A 16,010-nucleotide genomic window follows, 5' to 3' on the forward strand; every position below is an offset into this window, starting at 1 on the left:
AACTACTCACTCAAAGCATCCCAGCCACGAGCTTTTAAAGCAATTTTTGTGTTGGCGCGGGTTACTAAATGAACCCCTTCGCTTTCATCGGCCATGTGGCCAATAATAGAGAAGTTTGGATTTCCTTTAATTTTATCAAAATCATTAATATCAATTGTAAAGAGAAGTTCATAATCTTCCCCGCCATTAATGGCAACAGTTGTACTGTCAATATTAAATTCTTCACAAGTCGAAATAAACTGAGGATCTAAAGGAAGTTTATCTTCATATAAATTACAGCCCACTTTTGACTGTTTGCACAAATGAATAATCTCTGAAGACAATCCGTCAGAAATATCAATCATCGAAGTTGGTTTTATTTCAAGAGCGTGTAAAAGCGTACGAACATCAGTTCTGGCCTCTGGTTTCAATTGTCTTTCGACTAAATACGTATAAGGATCTAAATCCGGCTGACTATTCGGATTTACCTGAAAAACCTGTTTTTCGCGCTCTAAAACCTGTAATCCCATGTATGCTGCACCAATATCTCCGGTTACAACCAGTAAATCAGTTTGTTTAGCACCGTTTCTGTAAACGATTTCATCTGCATCTGCTTCACCAATAGCCGTAATGCTGATAATTAATCCTTTTTGAGATGAGGTAGTATCACCGCCAATAACATCAACTTTATATTCTTTTGCAGCGTGCGTAATCCCTTCAAATAATTCTTCTAAGGCTTCTAACGGAAAACGATTAGAAACCGCAACAGAAACCGTAATTTGAGTTGGTTTCGCATTCATTGCACAAATATCAGACAAATTTACCACAACAGCTTTGTAACCTAAATGTTTCAACGGCATATAAGCCAAATCAAAATGCACACCTTCGATTAATAAATCGGTAGAAACAACGGCTTTTTTAGCTGCAAAATCAAGAACAGCGGCATCATCGCCAATACTTTTTAAAGTAGATTCCTGTGTTACATCAAAGTTTCGGGTTAAGTGGTCAATTAGGCCAAACTCGCCTAATTGTGCTATACTGGTACGCTGCGGATTTTTATCTTCGATCATTTTTTTTGAGTTCCAAAGTTTGTAAGGGGCAAAGGTACAAAGGTTTTTTTTAAAGTTGCTAAGATTCTGAGACGCTAAGGTTCTAAGTTTTTTTCTGGCATGTTTATTTCGTAGGAATACACCGTAGAGACGCACAGCAGTGCGTCTCTACGGTGTATTTTTACAGCAGGAAAAAAATATTTTAAAATATTTTTTTCCTGCTGACAAACTGTTGTCACCAGCCCATTTTACTTTTGAAGTATAGAAATTTAAAAACTTTAAAATTATGAAAACGTTAGAAGCACAAGTAATTACATCAGAAGATTTGTTAAAACACTGGCAAGGTCACCGTGCCCTTACACGTCGTTTAATTGAATTGTTTCCTGAGAAAGATTTCTTTGAATTTTCGATTGGCGGTATGCGTCCTTTTGCAAAATTAGTTGATGAACTTTTGGCAATCGCTGCTCCGGCATTAAAAGGAATTGTAAATCGCGAAAGCAAGCCTTACACAGAAGCAGAAGAAAAATTGATTTTTAAAGCACAGTATCTTGAAAAATGGGATGAAGCAACAGCAGAAATCAATAAATATTGGGAACAATTATCTATTGAAGATTTCAGCCAGACATTTAATCTTTTCGGACAATATGAGTTTCCTATTATTCAAAATATCTTGTATTTTATTGATAATGAAGTTCATCACCGTGGGCAGGCTTATGTATATTTAAGAGCTTTAAATATCGAACCGCCATTTTTTTGGGAAAGATAATCTGATAAAATTGTAACTTTATTGAATAAATCTAAAATTAATGGCTATGAGTTTAAAAAAGATAATGTCCAATTATGCAGATTATAATTTATGGGTAAACCAGCAATTTGTGAATTGGCTTTCGCCGAAATCTGATGAACTGCTTTATGCAGAAGTACCTTCGAGTTTTTCAACTATTATAAAAACGTTAGATCATATTTGGTCTACAGAAGAATATTGGTTTTCTGTTATTGCTGAAACTGATATGTCAGAAAAGAAACCGGAAACCGAATTGTCTAAAGAAGAAATCTTTGCAGGGTTACTAAATTCATCGACAAAACTGAAACATCTTATCAATTCATTGTCAGAAGAAGATTTAAGTAAAGAAGTTAAAATCGTTAATCCGTGGTTTGAATGCGAACAGCCAATTGCCGATTATTTAATCCAGGTTATCAATCACGGAACCTATCACAGAGGCCAGATTGTAACAATGGGCCGAAATATTGGCATTACAGACGCCTCAAATACAGATTATAATTTTTATAATGTTGTAAAACAGAAATAAAACAAAAAACTCCCGAAAGATAATCTCTCGGGAGTTTTTTTATAAAAGTCTTTGTCTGTTAATTTCCAGTAATTCTAAAGTTCGGGTTTTTAAACTTTCCGGTTCCAGGATTGTGGCATGATCTCCAAACATTAAAAACCAGCGCGGAAAACCGCTGTCAATATCGCGGCACATAAATGTCATTTCTATTTTTCCGTCGATTTCTTTTTCAGAAACAAAGCCGTGATATTTTTTTTCAGTTGACAAATATCTTGCAATTTTCTTATCAATTAAGATGCGGACTTTTGTCGTAGGACAGGTTTCTGTTTTAGTCAAATAGGTTTCTAAAGCATCGTGTTCGATTGTAAAATCGTAATCTGTTTTTCGAATGCCCTGAATCCTGTCTGTTCTAAACTGACGGTAATCTTGTCGTAAATGACAATAACCTAAAAAATACCAATTGTTATTATCGTGAAAAACACCCACAGGCTCTATGTTTCTCTGTGTAATTGCATCTGTTTCATACGTCTTGTACGAAAGTAAAATTTGTTTTTTCTCTGCTATACCTTCAAAAAGAACTGCTAAAGTATTTGGCGAATTATCGTTGAACATTGGCTCAGCAGTCTGCATAACAACCCGGGATTCAATATTCGAAACCCAGTCTTTATCTGTACTTCGCAAAACAGATTTCAGTTTATACATTGCCGAAGCATAATGACTTCCTAAAGATGGATCAGTAAATTTCTGCATCAGTTTTTCAGCAGCAATAAAACTGCTTACTTCTTCACGCGTAAACATTACGGGCGGAAGTCTGTAGCCTTCCATCAGCGCATAACCAACTCCGGCTTCGCTGTAAATAGGAACTCCCGAAGCTTCAAGAGTTCGAATATCCCGATAAATAGTTCGCAGGCTGCAGTCAAAACGATCTGCCAATTCCTGTGCTTTTACAATTTTTTTAGATTGTAATTGAATCAGGATGGCAACAATTCGGTCAAATCGTTTTGGGCTTTCGTCGAGCATTTTTTTGGAGTTGCTAAGTTACTAAGGTTCTAAGATGCTAAGTTTTTTTCGGTTGAAAAGAATCAAAGATACAAAGGTTTTAATTTTCTCTTTTATGAAATTTTGAGATATTTTGTGTAAAGAAATAAACGTAATAAAAATATATTTTCACAAAGTATATCCGTAGAGACGCACAGCAGTGCGTCTACGCAATCCAAGTCCATATTTTATTCCGTTTGGTTTTTGCTGTTGCCGACATACTTTGCGTAGACGAACTGCTGTGCGTCTCTACAATTCTGTATGGAGAAATAGGGCGTGGTAGAAATGAATTACCACAAAGTATATCTGTAGAGACGCACAGCAGTGCGTCTACGTCCTGTGTATCGACAAAGAAATGATTCCTATCACGTCTACACAATCAAAATCCATAACAAAAAAAATAAAAAACCCAATAACATTAAGTCATTGGGTTTAAATCTATATTCTATTATCTCGATTCTTTCTTCTAAAAAAATTAATCGTTAAGTTTCAAAACAGCCATAAACGCCTCTTGCGGAATCTCAACGTTTCCTACCTGACGCATACGTTTTTTACCTTTTTTCTGTTTTTCAAGAAGTTTACGCTTACGCGAAATATCCCCTCCGTAACATTTTGCGGTAACGTCTTTACGAAGTGCTTTAATCGTTTCACGAGCGATAATTTTAGCTCCAATTGCTGCCTGAATCGGAATATCGAATTGCTGTCTTGGGATTAACTCGCGTAATTTCTCGGTCATTTTTTTACCGATGTTGTATGCATTATCTTCGTGAATTAATGCTGAAAGCGCATCAACCGTTTGAGCATTTAAAAGAACATCAAGTTTAACTAATTTCGAAGTTCTCATCCCGATTGGAGAGTAATCAAAAGAAGCATAACCTTTAGAAACCGTTTTTAAACGATCGTAAAAATCAAATACAATTTCGGCCAAAGGCATATCAAAATTCAACTCAACTCTTTCAGTCGTTAAATAAGTTTGATTCGTAATTAAGCCACGTTTTTCAATACATAAACTCATTACGTTTCCAACAAAGTCAGATTTAGTAATAATTGTAGCTTTAATATAAGGCTCTTCAACTCTGTCCAGTTTTGAAGGTTCTGGCAAGTCAGAAGGATTATTTACGATCAAAGCTTTTTCCGGTTCTTTTTTGGTGTAAGCCAAGTACGAAACGTTAGGAACCGTAGTAATTACAGTCATATCGAACTCACGCTCTAAACGTTCCTGGATAATTTCCATGTGAAGCATTCCTAAGAATCCGCATCGGAAACCAAATCCTAACGCAGCAGAACTCTCAGGAGTAAATACTAACGAAGCATCGTTTAGCTGTAATTTCTCCATTGACGAACGTAAATCTTCATAATCTTCAGTATCAACAGGATAAATTCCCGCAAATACCATTGGTTTTACATCCTCAAAACCAGTAATCATATTCGTAGTCGGAACTTTTGCATCCGTAATTGTATCACCAACTTTTACTTCGCGCGCCTCTTTAATTCCAGAAATCAAGTAGCCAACATCTCCGGCAGAAACTACATTTTTAGGAACCTGATTTAATTTTAAAGTTCCAATTTCGTCAGCAAAATATTCATTGTCTGTAGCCATGAATTTAATTTTCTGACCTTTTTTAATTTCACCATTTACAACTCTAAAGATTACTTCGATCCCGCGAAACGGATTATAAACCGAGTCAAAAATCAAAGCTTGTAATGGTTCTTCAGGATTTCCTTTTGGAGCTGGGATTTTTTCAATAATAGCTGCCAAAATATTTTCAACACCAAAACCTGTTTTTCCAGAGGCGTGAATAATATCTTCTAATTTACATCCTAATAAATCAATAATATCGTCGCTTACTTCTTCTGGATTTGCACTTGGTAAATCAACTTTGTTTAAAACAGGAATAATTTCCAGATCATTCTCTAAAGCCAGATACAAGTTAGAAATAGTCTGCGCCTGAATACTTTGTGCCGCGTCGACAATCAAAAGCGCACCTTCGCAGGCAGCAATCGATCTTGAAACTTCGTATGAAAAGTCAACGTGTCCCGGAGTGTCGATTAAGTTTAAGATATATTCTTCACCCTTATAAGTATATTCCATTTGTATGGCGTGACTTTTAATGGTAATACCGCGCTCGCGCTCCAGATCCATGTTGTCAAGCAATTGTGCTTTTTCCTCACGAGCTGTAACAGTTTGAGTAGCGCCCAATAATCGGTCTGCCAGTGTACTTTTACCGTGGTCAATGTGTGCAATAATGCAAAAGTTACGTATCTTCTTCATTTTAATATATCAGTTCTCTAATCGAGTTTAAAGTATTTTTTTGGATGCAGTGCGTTATAACAATTGTTTTAACGCCTCTTATTAAGGGGCAAAGATAGCGCAAAGTTTTGGATTCTGGAATGATGTACGATGGATAGTTAAATCGTAGAATTTAATTTTCTAATTAAAACTCAAAATTAAAACCTTTTTCAGTCAGTTTCTTGTAGATTTCGGCATCAAATTTATAGAGTTTTGCGGCTCTGTGCGAAACATCCTGCTGCTTTTCATCGAGTGCCAAAAGCAGTTTCATATGCAGAATTTTTCGGCGGAAATTAGACTTATCCAATTCAATTCCCAGGATTTCCTCATAAAGGTGCATTAATTGCAATAAAGTAAATTTTTCAGGAAGTAAATTAAAACCAATAGGAGCCTGACGAACGCGGTTACGGAGCTGCATTAAACTGAATTCAAGAATTTCATTATGGTCAAAAATTAAATCTGGGACATCTTTAATCTTATGCCATTTAGCTTCAATTACTGTATTGCTGGCTTGAATGTTATAATCTTCCCGATTTACCAAGGTGTAATATCCAATGGTAATAACTCTTTCTGTTTTTACACGATCCGGATCAGTAAAAGCTTTTAGTTGTTCCAGATAAATATTATCAAGACTCGTAAGTTCATATAATATTCGAAGAGCAGCATTATCCACACTTTCTTCAAGTTGTAAATTTCCTCCAAGAAGTCCCCATTTTCCAATACTTTCTCCTTCGGCATGCTGAACTAAAAGAACTTCAAGATTTTTTTTATCAAATGAAAAAATAACACAATCGATACTTATGCCGTCTATAACTACCTTTTTATCAGCAGTTATAACGGTATCCGTTTCAGTTATATGTTTTGAAGATGAAAATGGCATTAAAATTCAAAATTAAATCCTTTTTCAGTAAGTTTCTTATAAATTTCGGGATCGAATTTATACAATTTTGCTGCTCTATGCGATACATCCTGCTGTTTTTCATCTAATGCAGCCAATAATTTCATGTGCAGAATTTTTCGGCGGAAATTAGATTTATCCATTTCAATCCCAAGAATTTCTTCATAAAGATGCATCAATTGCAATAATGTAAATTTTTCCGGTAAAAGATTAAATCCAATAGGTGCCTGACGAACACGGTTACGAAGATTTTTGATACTATAAGATAAAATTTCGTTATGATCGTAAATCAAATCAGGAATACTGTTGATCTTATACCATTTGGCGTCAGAGGCTGTAAAACCTGCTTTAATATTATAATCTTCTCTTTTTACAAGTGCATAATATCCAATAGTGATAACACGTCGCAGCGGGAAACGATCCGGATCTCCAAAAGCTTTTAACTGCTCCAGATAAATATTATCAAGACCCGTAAGTTCGTTCAATAAACGATGCGCCGCATCATCGGTGCTTTCTCTTTTATAAATCCATCCGCCGGGTAAACCCCATTTTCCTTTACTGATACCTTCTGCGTGCTGAACCAAAAGTACTTCCACACTTCCTTCATCAAAACCAAAAACAACGCAGTCAATCGTGATTGCATTCATTGCATTTTGTTCGCTTTTTGCAACAGAGTCGGCATCTACTTTTTTATCCATGTGCGAAATAAATTTTGACAAATTAAATAAATAAAATGCATAACTATCTTTTTTAATTACTTAATATTTTTTTAACAAAGCAAAAAATTGACAATCCATTGTTTGAAATTATAATGAAAAACCAATTTTAGAATAAAAATATTTTAAACTATTGATTATTAAAATGATATAATGTAATTTTTTTAATATTTTTTTTGTAACTTTTTGTTTTGTTCTTGTTATATTAATAAAAATGAATCCATATAAATCAGAATTAAAAAAAAATAACCTTAATATTTTGCTAAAATAGAAAAAAAGTTTTACACTTGTAGTCAAATTTACCATAAGATAAGTTCAATATGACTATAAGTTTTAAAAAGAACAATTTTACGGATAATAAATGCGGCAGGAAATGTTTTAAAAATTAAATATTCTCCGGGCAGAAAACATTCAAATGAAACTTACACTTTGATTACAAATAAAAATAGTAACTAACTTAATTTAAACCAACTCTTATTAACTATGAAAAGCAAATATTGTATTAAAACAACAATGTTCTCGTTTTGCACGACACTGTTGTTTAGCTTATTTATGATACAGTCGGGTTTTGCTCAGGCACAATCCGGATCTGTGAGTGGAACTGTAACATCGGCTGTTGACGGAATGGGAATTCCGGGAGCAAGTGTCGGTGTCGAAGGAACAAAAACGGCTGCTGCAACCGATTTTGATGGAAAATTTAAAATAGAAGCAAAAACAGGAGATGTACTTGTATTTACTTTTATTGGATTCAAAACGCAGAAAGTAACCGTAGGAACTCAAAAAACTATTAATGTTACAATGCAGGAAGAAACTGCAGAACTTAAAGAAATTGTGGTTATCGGGTACGGTACACAAAAGAAAAAGGTAAATACTGCGGCAACTTCATTAGTATCTGGAAAAGATATTCAAAATGTAGCTAGTCAGGATGTTGTAAATGCTTTGCAAGGCCAGGCTTCAGGAATAAATGTTACCTCAGCTTCAGGACAACCGGGCGCAGGAATGGTAGTGAACATTCGTGGAGTTGGAACAGCTGGAAACAGTACGCCGCTTTATGTAGTGGATGGTGTTGTTGTAGATAACGGAATTGGATATCTTGATCCTTCTTCGATAGAAAGGATCGACGTTCTTAAAGATGCTTCTGCAGGATCTATTTATGGAGCAAGAGCAGCAAACGGAGTTATTTTGGTAACAACCAAAAAAGGAAAAGACGGGAAAATGAATGTGGCATTTAATACTTACACTGGTTTTCAGCAAGTAGCAAAAAAACTAGATTTATTAAATACTCAGGAGTATACCACCATTATGAATGAGGCCCGTGTAAATTCTGGTTTAACACCATTGTATACACAAGCACAAATTGCAGCTTTTCCAGACCACGATTGGCAAGATGATTTGTTTAATGATGGAGCTATGAAACAAAATCACTCTCTTACAATTAGTGGCGGTGATAAAAAATCTACAATTTCTACAGGATTGTCTTATTACGGACAAGAAGGAATGATTGGCGGAGTTAACAATCAATCAGATTATAACCGTGTTACTTTTAATGTAAACTCAACTTCAGAAGTTATTGAAAATCACTTGAAAATTGGAGAAAATTTCTCTTTTGCCAATATTAAAAGTTCGGGAGTTGCAGATCAGGGAATTTACAATAATGGTATCAGAAGCTTCTTAAACGCTGCGCCTATTGATGCTGCTTACGATGCAAACGGAAATTTTGCTCATTCAGTTATTTCAGCTGATATCAGTAACCCTTTAGGATCTTTGTACTACAATAACTTTAATGAAACTAAAATAAACCGTTACGTAGGGAACATTTTTGCAGAATTAAAATTTTTAAGAAACTTTACTTACAGAACAAGTTTTGGTGTTGATATGAGCGATAATACTTACCGTTCATTCAGGCCTGTTTATTCTCTTTCATCAAACGATAATAATACGGTTTCGAGTGTAACACAAAACGCCACCAAATCATTAGGCTGGATTTTTGAAAACACGGTTCAGTATAAAGGAACATTAAACGGAGCACATAATTTTGATGTATTAGTAGGTACTTCTGCTAAAAAGAATACTTCAGACTTTATGGAAGGAACCGGTAAAAACTTAACTTTTGATGATTTTGCACATGCTTACTTAAGCAATGCTACAGATCAAACATCAAATACAGTAAAAGGAAACCGTTCAGATTATGCGATTCAATCTTATTTTGGGCGTTTGTTGTATGACTACAATAATAAATACTTGTTTACAGCAACAATCAGAAGAGACGGTTCATCAAATTTTGCAGATTCACACAGATACGGAAATTTCCCATCAGTTTCTGCAGGTTGGAATGTTGACAAAGAAGGTTTCTTTCCAGAAAATAAAGTAGTGCAAAGTCTTAAATTAAGAGCAAGCTGGGGACAAAATGGTAACGACCAGATTCCTGCCTTTTCTTATATGTCAACAATAAGTACTTACAATAAAAGTTACCATTTTGGTACTACCGACGAAACATTACAAACAGGTGCAAGCCCGGATCAATTATCAAACCGTAATTTAAAATGGGAAACATCAGAACAATTAGATTTTGGTTTTGATGCTACTCTGTTTACCAATTTTACAGTAACATTTGATTACTACGATAAAAAAACCAAAGACTGGTTAGTTCTTGCTTCTATCCCAACTTATGCAGGGGCAACAGCTCCTTATATAAATGGTGGAGATATTCAAAATAAAGGAGTGGAGCTTTCGCTTGCTTATCGTACTAATTTTGGAAAAGACTGGAATTTCTCTGTAAACGGAAATATTTCACACAACGAAAATAAAGTAATTAGAGTTGCTAACAGCGAAGGAATTATTCATGGAGATTCTAACCTGTTATTTCAGGGAACAGATGAGATGAACCGTGTTGAGGTAGGCAAACCTATTGGTTATTTCTACGGATTAAAAACAGACGGAATTTTCCAGAATGCTGCTGAAGTTGCGGCAGGAGTACAGCCAAATGCAGTACCAGGAGATGTGCGTTTTGTGGACTTGAACGGTGACGGAAAAATTGACGCAAACGATAAAACTGAGGTTGGAAATCCAAATCCTGATTTTACGTATGGTTTAAATTTTGATCTTTCATATAAAGCATTCGATATTTCAATTTACACTTATGGAGTAGCTGGAAGTCAAAATGTTTTTGGAATTCACGACCCAACTCGTGCCTATACAAACAACACTACCGATGTTTTAAACAGATGGACAACAGAAGGAAGTTCTAACAGAGTTCCAAGAGTTACCTACGGAGCAGATACAAATGGTAATTATACCAGATTCTCTGATTTGTATGTTCAAAATGCTGATTTCTACAGAATCAAGAATGCAACGATTGGATGTGACTTAACGAAATTATCAAATAAGTTAAACTTCTTTAGTAAGTTTAGAGTGTATGTTGCGGCAAATAACTTATTCACCTTTACAAAATACCAGGGAATGGATCCGGAAATTGGTTTCGGAAACAGTAATCAAACTTGGGCAAAAGGTATTGACGTAGGATTTTATCCACAGCCAAGAACGTACATGATGGGACTAAATGTTAACTTTTAAATTATGAAAACGATGAAAAAATATATAAAATTATTTGCTGTTTCAAGCTTATTCGTTTTAGGGGCTTGTTCAGAGGATTTTCTTGACACTGAGCCTTCTACAACTAAGGTTGAAGAAAATTTTTATAAAACTCCAACTGATGCTTACCAAGGGTTAATTGCTGTTTATGATATATTACAGCGCGAAGCTTACGGCGGACCTCTGCTAATTAGCGAACAAGCTTCTGACGATTGTTTTGGAGGATATGGTACTGCAGATGCGCAGGGAGATATTGAATGGGACCGATTTTTATTTGTCTCTAATAAAGACATGAATGCTGATGCTTGGAAAAACGCTTATTTAGGAATTTACAGAGCTAATATTTTATTAGAAAATCTGGATAAAGTAAACTGGGGATCTGATACGGCGCTAAAAACCAGATACGAAGCAGAAGCTCGTTTTTTAAGAGCACATTTTCATTTTCAGGCAGCAAAAATGTTTGGAGATATAGTTCCTTTAGATCATACAATTACGTCTACAGAATTTCAACTGCCAAGACAAGCTGCTGAGGTTACTTACGCTTTAATTGCCAATGATTTGAAATTTGCTGCAGATAATTTAAGCAATGATAACTACTCACAAAGAGGAAATGCAAATTACGGACGTATTACAAAGTGGGCTGCCGAAGCTTATTTAGCCAGAACCTTTTTATTCTACACAGATTATTACAAAAAAGCAGATTTGGCTGGTGTAATAACAAAAGCACAGGCTGTAACTTATATTAATGATGTGGTTGCCAATAGCGGACATGGTTTAGTTGCTGATTTTGCTAATCTTTGGTTAGCAGCTTCTTTTGAAAACTTTGTTGGAGAAGACAATACAGAAATGGTCTGGGCCGTTCGTTTTAACGGTTCAGGAAAAGGAGATTGGAGCTTAAATGAAGGAAACCGTTTTCAGGTTAATATTGCGCCGCGTGGCGGATCAATAGGAAAATATGCAACCGGCTGGGGTGGAGCAACAGTAAATCCAAAATTATACAATGCTTATGAAAATGGAGATACACGTAGAGATGCTACTATCATTAATTATGCAGGTGAAGGTTTAAATTTTGATCAGCAAGCCAGAGACCAGCGCCAATACACTGGATATTCATGGAAAAAATACTGCCCGATTACAAATGCAGCAGGAACCGCAGTTGTTGAAGCAAACGGAGGAAATTTCCAAATTGATAACTATCAGGATTACGCCATAATTCGTTTTTCAGATGTTTTATTAATGGCGGCTGAATTGAATTTAACAACAAATGCGGCCTTGGCACAAACAGATTATGATAGAGTTCGTGATCGTGCTTTTAAAAATGCTTTACATAGACTTCCTGTAACACAAGCGCGTATTATGGAAGAACGTCGTTTAGAATTGGCACTTGAAGGACAACGTTATTTTGACTTAATCAGACAAGGTGTAGATAAAGCAAAAGCTGCTATTGATAATTCAACTGGTGATTCTCAATTTAGTGTAACATTTAGAACAGAAACGCAAGGCTGGTTCCCTCTACCGCAATCTCAGATAATACTTTCAAACGGAACTATTACTCAAAATCCAGGCTGGAATTAACCTTAAAATAAAATGATTATGAAACGTATATTATATATAGTATTAGCTGCAGTAACTATTGGTTCGATGTTATTTTCATGCGAGCCTGTAGAAGACCGCGACAGTTTACCGGCAGTGACTTTAACACCATCTACGCTTAAGTTTTCGGTAACACAAAATCCTTCCAATACAAATGAAGTTATTTTAACAAATTCAGATCCGTCGGTAATTTCATATTGGAAATATGTCGACGGTAACGGAAATGAATTAGGACATTCTAACAAAAGCAGTGATAAAATTGTATTTCCATTTGCCGGAAAATATACAGTTTATTACACGGCTTATGCAAGGGGAGGTTCTGTAGAAGCAGCTCCGGTTGAGGTAACGGTAACGAACAATGATGAAGAATATTTCAGCGATCCAAAATGGGGTATGCTTACAAATGGGGTAGCTGGTAAAACATGGGTATTAAACATGGCAGACCCTGTAGGATGGGCAGGTTTAGATTATCCGGCAGCATCTGGAGACAACTGGAACTGGTTTCCTGATTATGCAAGCAACTCTTGGGTAATGCCAAATAAAGATTGGGGTGAAATGCATTTGGACTTAAACGGAGGGTATAATACAAGTGTAACTCAGACTGCACTTTCAAGCACTCAGCAGACTACGAAACAAGGAACATACAACTTTGATATTGCAAACAACAAACTAACTTTTAACGGCGGTGTTGAAATGCTTTACGGAGGAGATTATTATGGGGATGTAAGCAACTGGTATAGTGTAAAAGTAGTAGAGTTATCAGCAACATCACTTCGTTTAGCAGTTATTAGAGATAAAAGTAGAACTGGTGAAGGCGTTTGTTTGATTGTTTTTCACTACAAACCCAAACCATAATATATTATAAAAAAGAAAACTACCGGTAGGTGATCGATACAGACACCTGTCGGTATGTTTATATTTGTTTTATAATCCATTAAACTACTATCTATGAAAATCAAATGTAATTATTTAAGCAGACTTTCATTATTGATGTTAGCGGGGATCATATTATTTGGTTCTTGCAGCAAAAAAGAGGATGCTTTTGTTAACCGAAAAGTCTCTTTTAATGCTGATTGGAGTTTTCATTTAAATGATAGTATAATAGATAAAGATACAATTGGAGCTTCAACCAAATGGAGAACTTTAGATGTTCCGCATGATTGGAGTATTGAAGGAAAATTTGATGAAAAAAGCCCTGCAGGATATGGGGGTGGATCATTAACCGGAGGCTTAGGATGGTATAAAAAAACTTTTAAAATTTCATCTGAAGATATAAATAAAACAATATCAATTACCTTTGACGGCGTTTACAGAAACAGCGAAATATGGGTAAACGGACATTATTTAGGAAAACGTCCAAACGGATATATTAGTTTCCAATATGAGATTTCGCCATACCTAAATTATGGGGAAAAAAGCAACGAAATAATTGTTAAGGTTGACAATTCAAAACAACCAAACTCACGCTGGTATTCAGGATCAGGAATTTTTAGAAACGTTTGGCTTGAAACCACAGATAAACTTCATGTAGCAAAATGGGGAACTTACATTACAACCCCAAAAGTTACTGCCGAAAAAGCATCTGTTAATTTTGAAACTAATATTCAAAATCAATATGCAGCTTCAAAAAAAGCAGTAATTACTACAACTATTTTTAAAGACGAAACCAAAGTAACATCAGTTACTCAAAATATAACGATTGGTGCAAACGCAAATCAAACTATAAAACAAAACGCCGAAGTTGAATCACCAATTTTATGGTCAGTTGAAAAACCGGAACTATACATAGCTGTTACCGAAATTTCTGTTGATGATAAAATCGTCGATCAATACAAAACCAATTTTGGAATCAGAGATTTTAAATTTGATGTTAACAAAGGTTTTATTTTAAACGGAAAACAGGTTAAAATAAAAGGAGTCTGCATGCACCACGATTTAGGGGCGCTGGGTTCTGCAATCAATACAAGAGCTATTGAACGTCAGTTAGAAATCCTGAAAGAAATGGGGGTAAACGGAATCAGAACTTCTCACAATCCGCCTGCTCCGGAACTTCTGGACCTTTGTGATAAAATGGGTTTCATTGTCATGGATGAAGCTTTTGACATGTGGAAAAAAAACAAAACCAAATACGATTACGGAAACGATTGGGACAAATGGCACAAACAGGATTTAATCGATCAACTGCTTCGTGACCGAAATCATCCAAGTATTTTTATGTGGAGTATTGGTAATGAAATTCCGCAGCAATGGGACGAAAGCGGCGCAGTAATAGCCAAAGAATTAGCCGCAATTACACGTCAGTACGATAAAACAAGACCTATTACCGCGGCGATGAACCCTCCGGTAAATATGAATATCGACAATGTAACCTTACAATTCGATAAAGCAAAGGTTCAATACAATACCATAGCAGCCTCTGTCGCATTAGATATTATTGGTTACAATTATGCACATCAAACATACGAATATCATCAAAAGAATTTCCCTGGAATTCCTTTCATAGCAACCGAAACCACTTCGGCTTTAGAAACCCGCGGTTATTATGATGCGGTTTCTGATTCGATTAAAAAATGGCCGGTAAGATGGGACCTTAAATTTACAGAAGGAAATCCGGGTAATACCGTTTCTGCTTACGATCAGGTACAGGCGCCCTGGGGTTCAACGCACGAAGCAACCTGGAAAATTATTAAAAAACATGATTTCCTTTCGGGAATGTACATCTGGACAGGTTTCGATTATATCGGAGAACCAACTCCGTACGAATGGCCGTCGGTAAGTTCGTATTTCGGAATTGTAGATTTAGCCGGTTTCCCAAAAGATGTTTATTATATGTACCAAAGCGAATGGACAGACAAAACCGTGCTTCATGTTTACCCACATTGGAACTGGAAAGCCGGACAAACTGTCGACATTTGGGCATACTATAATAATGCCGATGAAGTTGAACTTTTCGTAAACGGAAAATCAGCTGGAAAAAGAAGCAAAAAAGGAGATGATCTGCACGTAATTTGGGAAGTCCCTTTTCAGCCGGGAACTCTAAAAGTAATTTCTCGTAAAAACGGAAAAGTTGTTTTAGAAAAAGAAATCAAAACAGCCGGAAATCCTTCGCAATTAAAACTAACAGCGGACAGAAGTACTATTAAAGCAGACAAAAATGATTTGTCATTTGTAACCGTAGATATTTTAGATGGTAAAGAAACTCTGGTTCCAAACGCCAATAACGAAATCAACTTTTCATTAACAGGAAACGGAAAAATCGTAGGCGTTTGCAGCGGAGATCCCGTAAGTCATGAATCGTATAAAGGTTCAAAACATACCGCTTTAAATGGAAAATGTTTAGTAATCGTTCAATCTGGAGATAAATCAGGAAGACTGGAACTAACCGCAAAGGCAAACGGATTAAAACCCGCAACAATAGTAATTACAACAGAATAATAATATAACGTCAACGTTCCTGCAAGGTTTTTCAAACCTTGTAGGTATAATGAGATTTTAAATAGAGGAAAAAATATAAACCTACAAGGTTTCGAAAACCTTGCAGGATGAATAAAATGTATAATTAGATTT

At 35.6% G+C, this 16,010-nt stretch carries 11 protein-coding genes; 6 read left to right on the forward strand and 5 right to left on the reverse strand.

The features are described 5' to 3' along the window. Nucleotides 1-2: 2 nt before the first annotated feature. Entirely contained in the window at nucleotides 3-1,049 is a 1,047-nt protein-coding gene (gene thiL, locus LUU93_RS13695; protein ID WP_232681701.1) for a thiamine-phosphate kinase, read from the reverse strand. A gap of 265 nt (nucleotides 1,050-1,314) precedes the next feature. Here thiL and LUU93_RS13700 point away from each other — a divergent pair, with 265 nt between their 5' ends. Continuing rightward, complete coding sequence (locus LUU93_RS13700; RefSeq protein WP_232681702.1) at nucleotides 1,315-1,794, forward strand: DinB family protein; 480 nt, start codon at nucleotides 1,315-1,317, stop codon at nucleotides 1,792-1,794. Between the two features lie 46 nt (nucleotides 1,795-1,840). Continuing rightward, on the forward strand, nucleotides 1,841-2,338 hold the full coding sequence (locus tag LUU93_RS13705) for a DinB family protein (RefSeq protein ID WP_232681704.1): 498 nt from the start codon (nucleotides 1,841-1,843) through the stop codon (nucleotides 2,336-2,338). A gap of 39 nt (nucleotides 2,339-2,377) precedes the next feature. Here LUU93_RS13705 and LUU93_RS13710 read toward each other — a convergent pair whose 3' ends face one another. The 4 genes from LUU93_RS13710 to LUU93_RS13725 form a co-directional block, all read right to left on the reverse strand. Then, the gene (locus tag LUU93_RS13710; RefSeq protein ID WP_232681705.1) at nucleotides 2,378-3,337 is read right to left on the reverse strand and encodes a helix-turn-helix transcriptional regulator; all 960 of its coding nucleotides are present in this window, start codon (nucleotides 3,335-3,337) and stop codon (nucleotides 2,378-2,380) included. 493 nt (nucleotides 3,338-3,830) lie between these two features. Continuing rightward, nucleotides 3,831-5,627 carry a translation elongation factor 4 gene (lepA, locus tag LUU93_RS13715; RefSeq protein ID WP_232681706.1) on the reverse strand — a complete coding sequence of 599 codons (1,797 nt, stop codon included), beginning with the start codon at nucleotides 5,625-5,627 and terminating at the stop codon, nucleotides 3,831-3,833. A gap of 163 nt (nucleotides 5,628-5,790) precedes the next feature. Beyond that, a complete protein-coding gene (locus LUU93_RS13720; RefSeq protein ID WP_232681707.1) occupies nucleotides 5,791-6,525 on the reverse strand; it encodes an NUDIX hydrolase in 735 nt (244 codons plus the stop codon). Further along, nucleotides 6,525-7,241, reverse strand: coding sequence for an NUDIX hydrolase (locus LUU93_RS13725; RefSeq protein ID WP_232681708.1), 717 nt, complete (start codon nucleotides 7,239-7,241; stop codon nucleotides 6,525-6,527). The genes LUU93_RS13720 and LUU93_RS13725 overlap by 1 nt, the downstream gene beginning before the upstream one ends. 501 nt (nucleotides 7,242-7,742) lie before the next feature. On the opposite strand from LUU93_RS13725, the gene LUU93_RS13730 reads away from it, so the two are divergent. The 4 genes from LUU93_RS13730 to galB all read left to right on the forward strand — a co-directional run bounded on the left by LUU93_RS13730 (nucleotide 7,743) and on the right by galB (nucleotide 15,878). Next, nucleotides 7,743-10,832, forward strand: coding sequence for a SusC/RagA family TonB-linked outer membrane protein (locus LUU93_RS13730; RefSeq protein WP_232681709.1), 3,090 nt, complete (start codon nucleotides 7,743-7,745; stop codon nucleotides 10,830-10,832). 12 nt (nucleotides 10,833-10,844) lie between these two features. Next, nucleotides 10,845-12,425: a RagB/SusD family nutrient uptake outer membrane protein gene (locus LUU93_RS13735; RefSeq protein WP_232681710.1), complete on the forward strand. Its 1,581-nt coding sequence runs from the start codon at nucleotides 10,845-10,847 to the stop codon at nucleotides 12,423-12,425. 18 nt (nucleotides 12,426-12,443) lie between these two features. After that, entirely contained in the window at nucleotides 12,444-13,298 is an 855-nt protein-coding gene (locus tag LUU93_RS13740; protein WP_232681711.1) for a hypothetical protein, read from the forward strand. A gap of 93 nt (nucleotides 13,299-13,391) precedes the next feature. Then, the gene (gene galB / locus LUU93_RS13745; RefSeq protein WP_232681712.1) at nucleotides 13,392-15,878 is read left to right on the forward strand and encodes a beta-galactosidase GalB; all 2,487 of its coding nucleotides are present in this window, start codon (nucleotides 13,392-13,394) and stop codon (nucleotides 15,876-15,878) included. Nucleotides 15,879-16,010 lie beyond the last annotated feature (132 nt).

The sequence above is a fragment of the Flavobacterium soyae genome, from assembly GCF_021245985.1.
Lineage (GTDB): Bacteria > Bacteroidota > Bacteroidia > Flavobacteriales > Flavobacteriaceae > Flavobacterium > Flavobacterium soyae.

Excerpts from the sequence above, each read along its gene's own strand:
- lepA (WP_232681706.1), bottom strand. The coding sequence starts at position 5,627 with ATGAAGAAGATACGTAACTTTTGCATTATTGCACACATTGACCACGGT.
- LUU93_RS13720 (WP_232681707.1), bottom strand. The coding sequence starts at position 6,525 with ATGCCATTTTCATCTTCAAAACATATAACTGAAACGGATACCGTTATA.
- LUU93_RS13710 (WP_232681705.1), bottom strand. The coding sequence starts at position 3,337 with ATGCTCGACGAAAGCCCAAAACGATTTGACCGAATTGTTGCCATCCTG.
- LUU93_RS13725 (WP_232681708.1), bottom strand. The coding sequence starts at position 7,241 with ATGGATAAAAAAGTAGATGCCGACTCTGTTGCAAAAAGCGAACAAAAT.
- LUU93_RS13735 (WP_232681710.1), top strand. The coding sequence starts at position 10,845 with ATGAAAAAATATATAAAATTATTTGCTGTTTCAAGCTTATTCGTTTTA.
- LUU93_RS13730 (WP_232681709.1), top strand. The coding sequence starts at position 7,743 with ATGAAAAGCAAATATTGTATTAAAACAACAATGTTCTCGTTTTGCACG.
- thiL (WP_232681701.1), bottom strand. The coding sequence starts at position 1,049 with ATGATCGAAGATAAAAATCCGCAGCGTACCAGTATAGCACAATTAGGC.
- LUU93_RS13700 (WP_232681702.1), top strand. The coding sequence starts at position 1,315 with ATGAAAACGTTAGAAGCACAAGTAATTACATCAGAAGATTTGTTAAAA.
- galB (WP_232681712.1), top strand. The coding sequence starts at position 13,392 with ATGAAAATCAAATGTAATTATTTAAGCAGACTTTCATTATTGATGTTA.
- LUU93_RS13705 (WP_232681704.1), top strand. The coding sequence starts at position 1,841 with ATGAGTTTAAAAAAGATAATGTCCAATTATGCAGATTATAATTTATGG.
- LUU93_RS13740 (WP_232681711.1), top strand. The coding sequence starts at position 12,444 with ATGAAACGTATATTATATATAGTATTAGCTGCAGTAACTATTGGTTCG.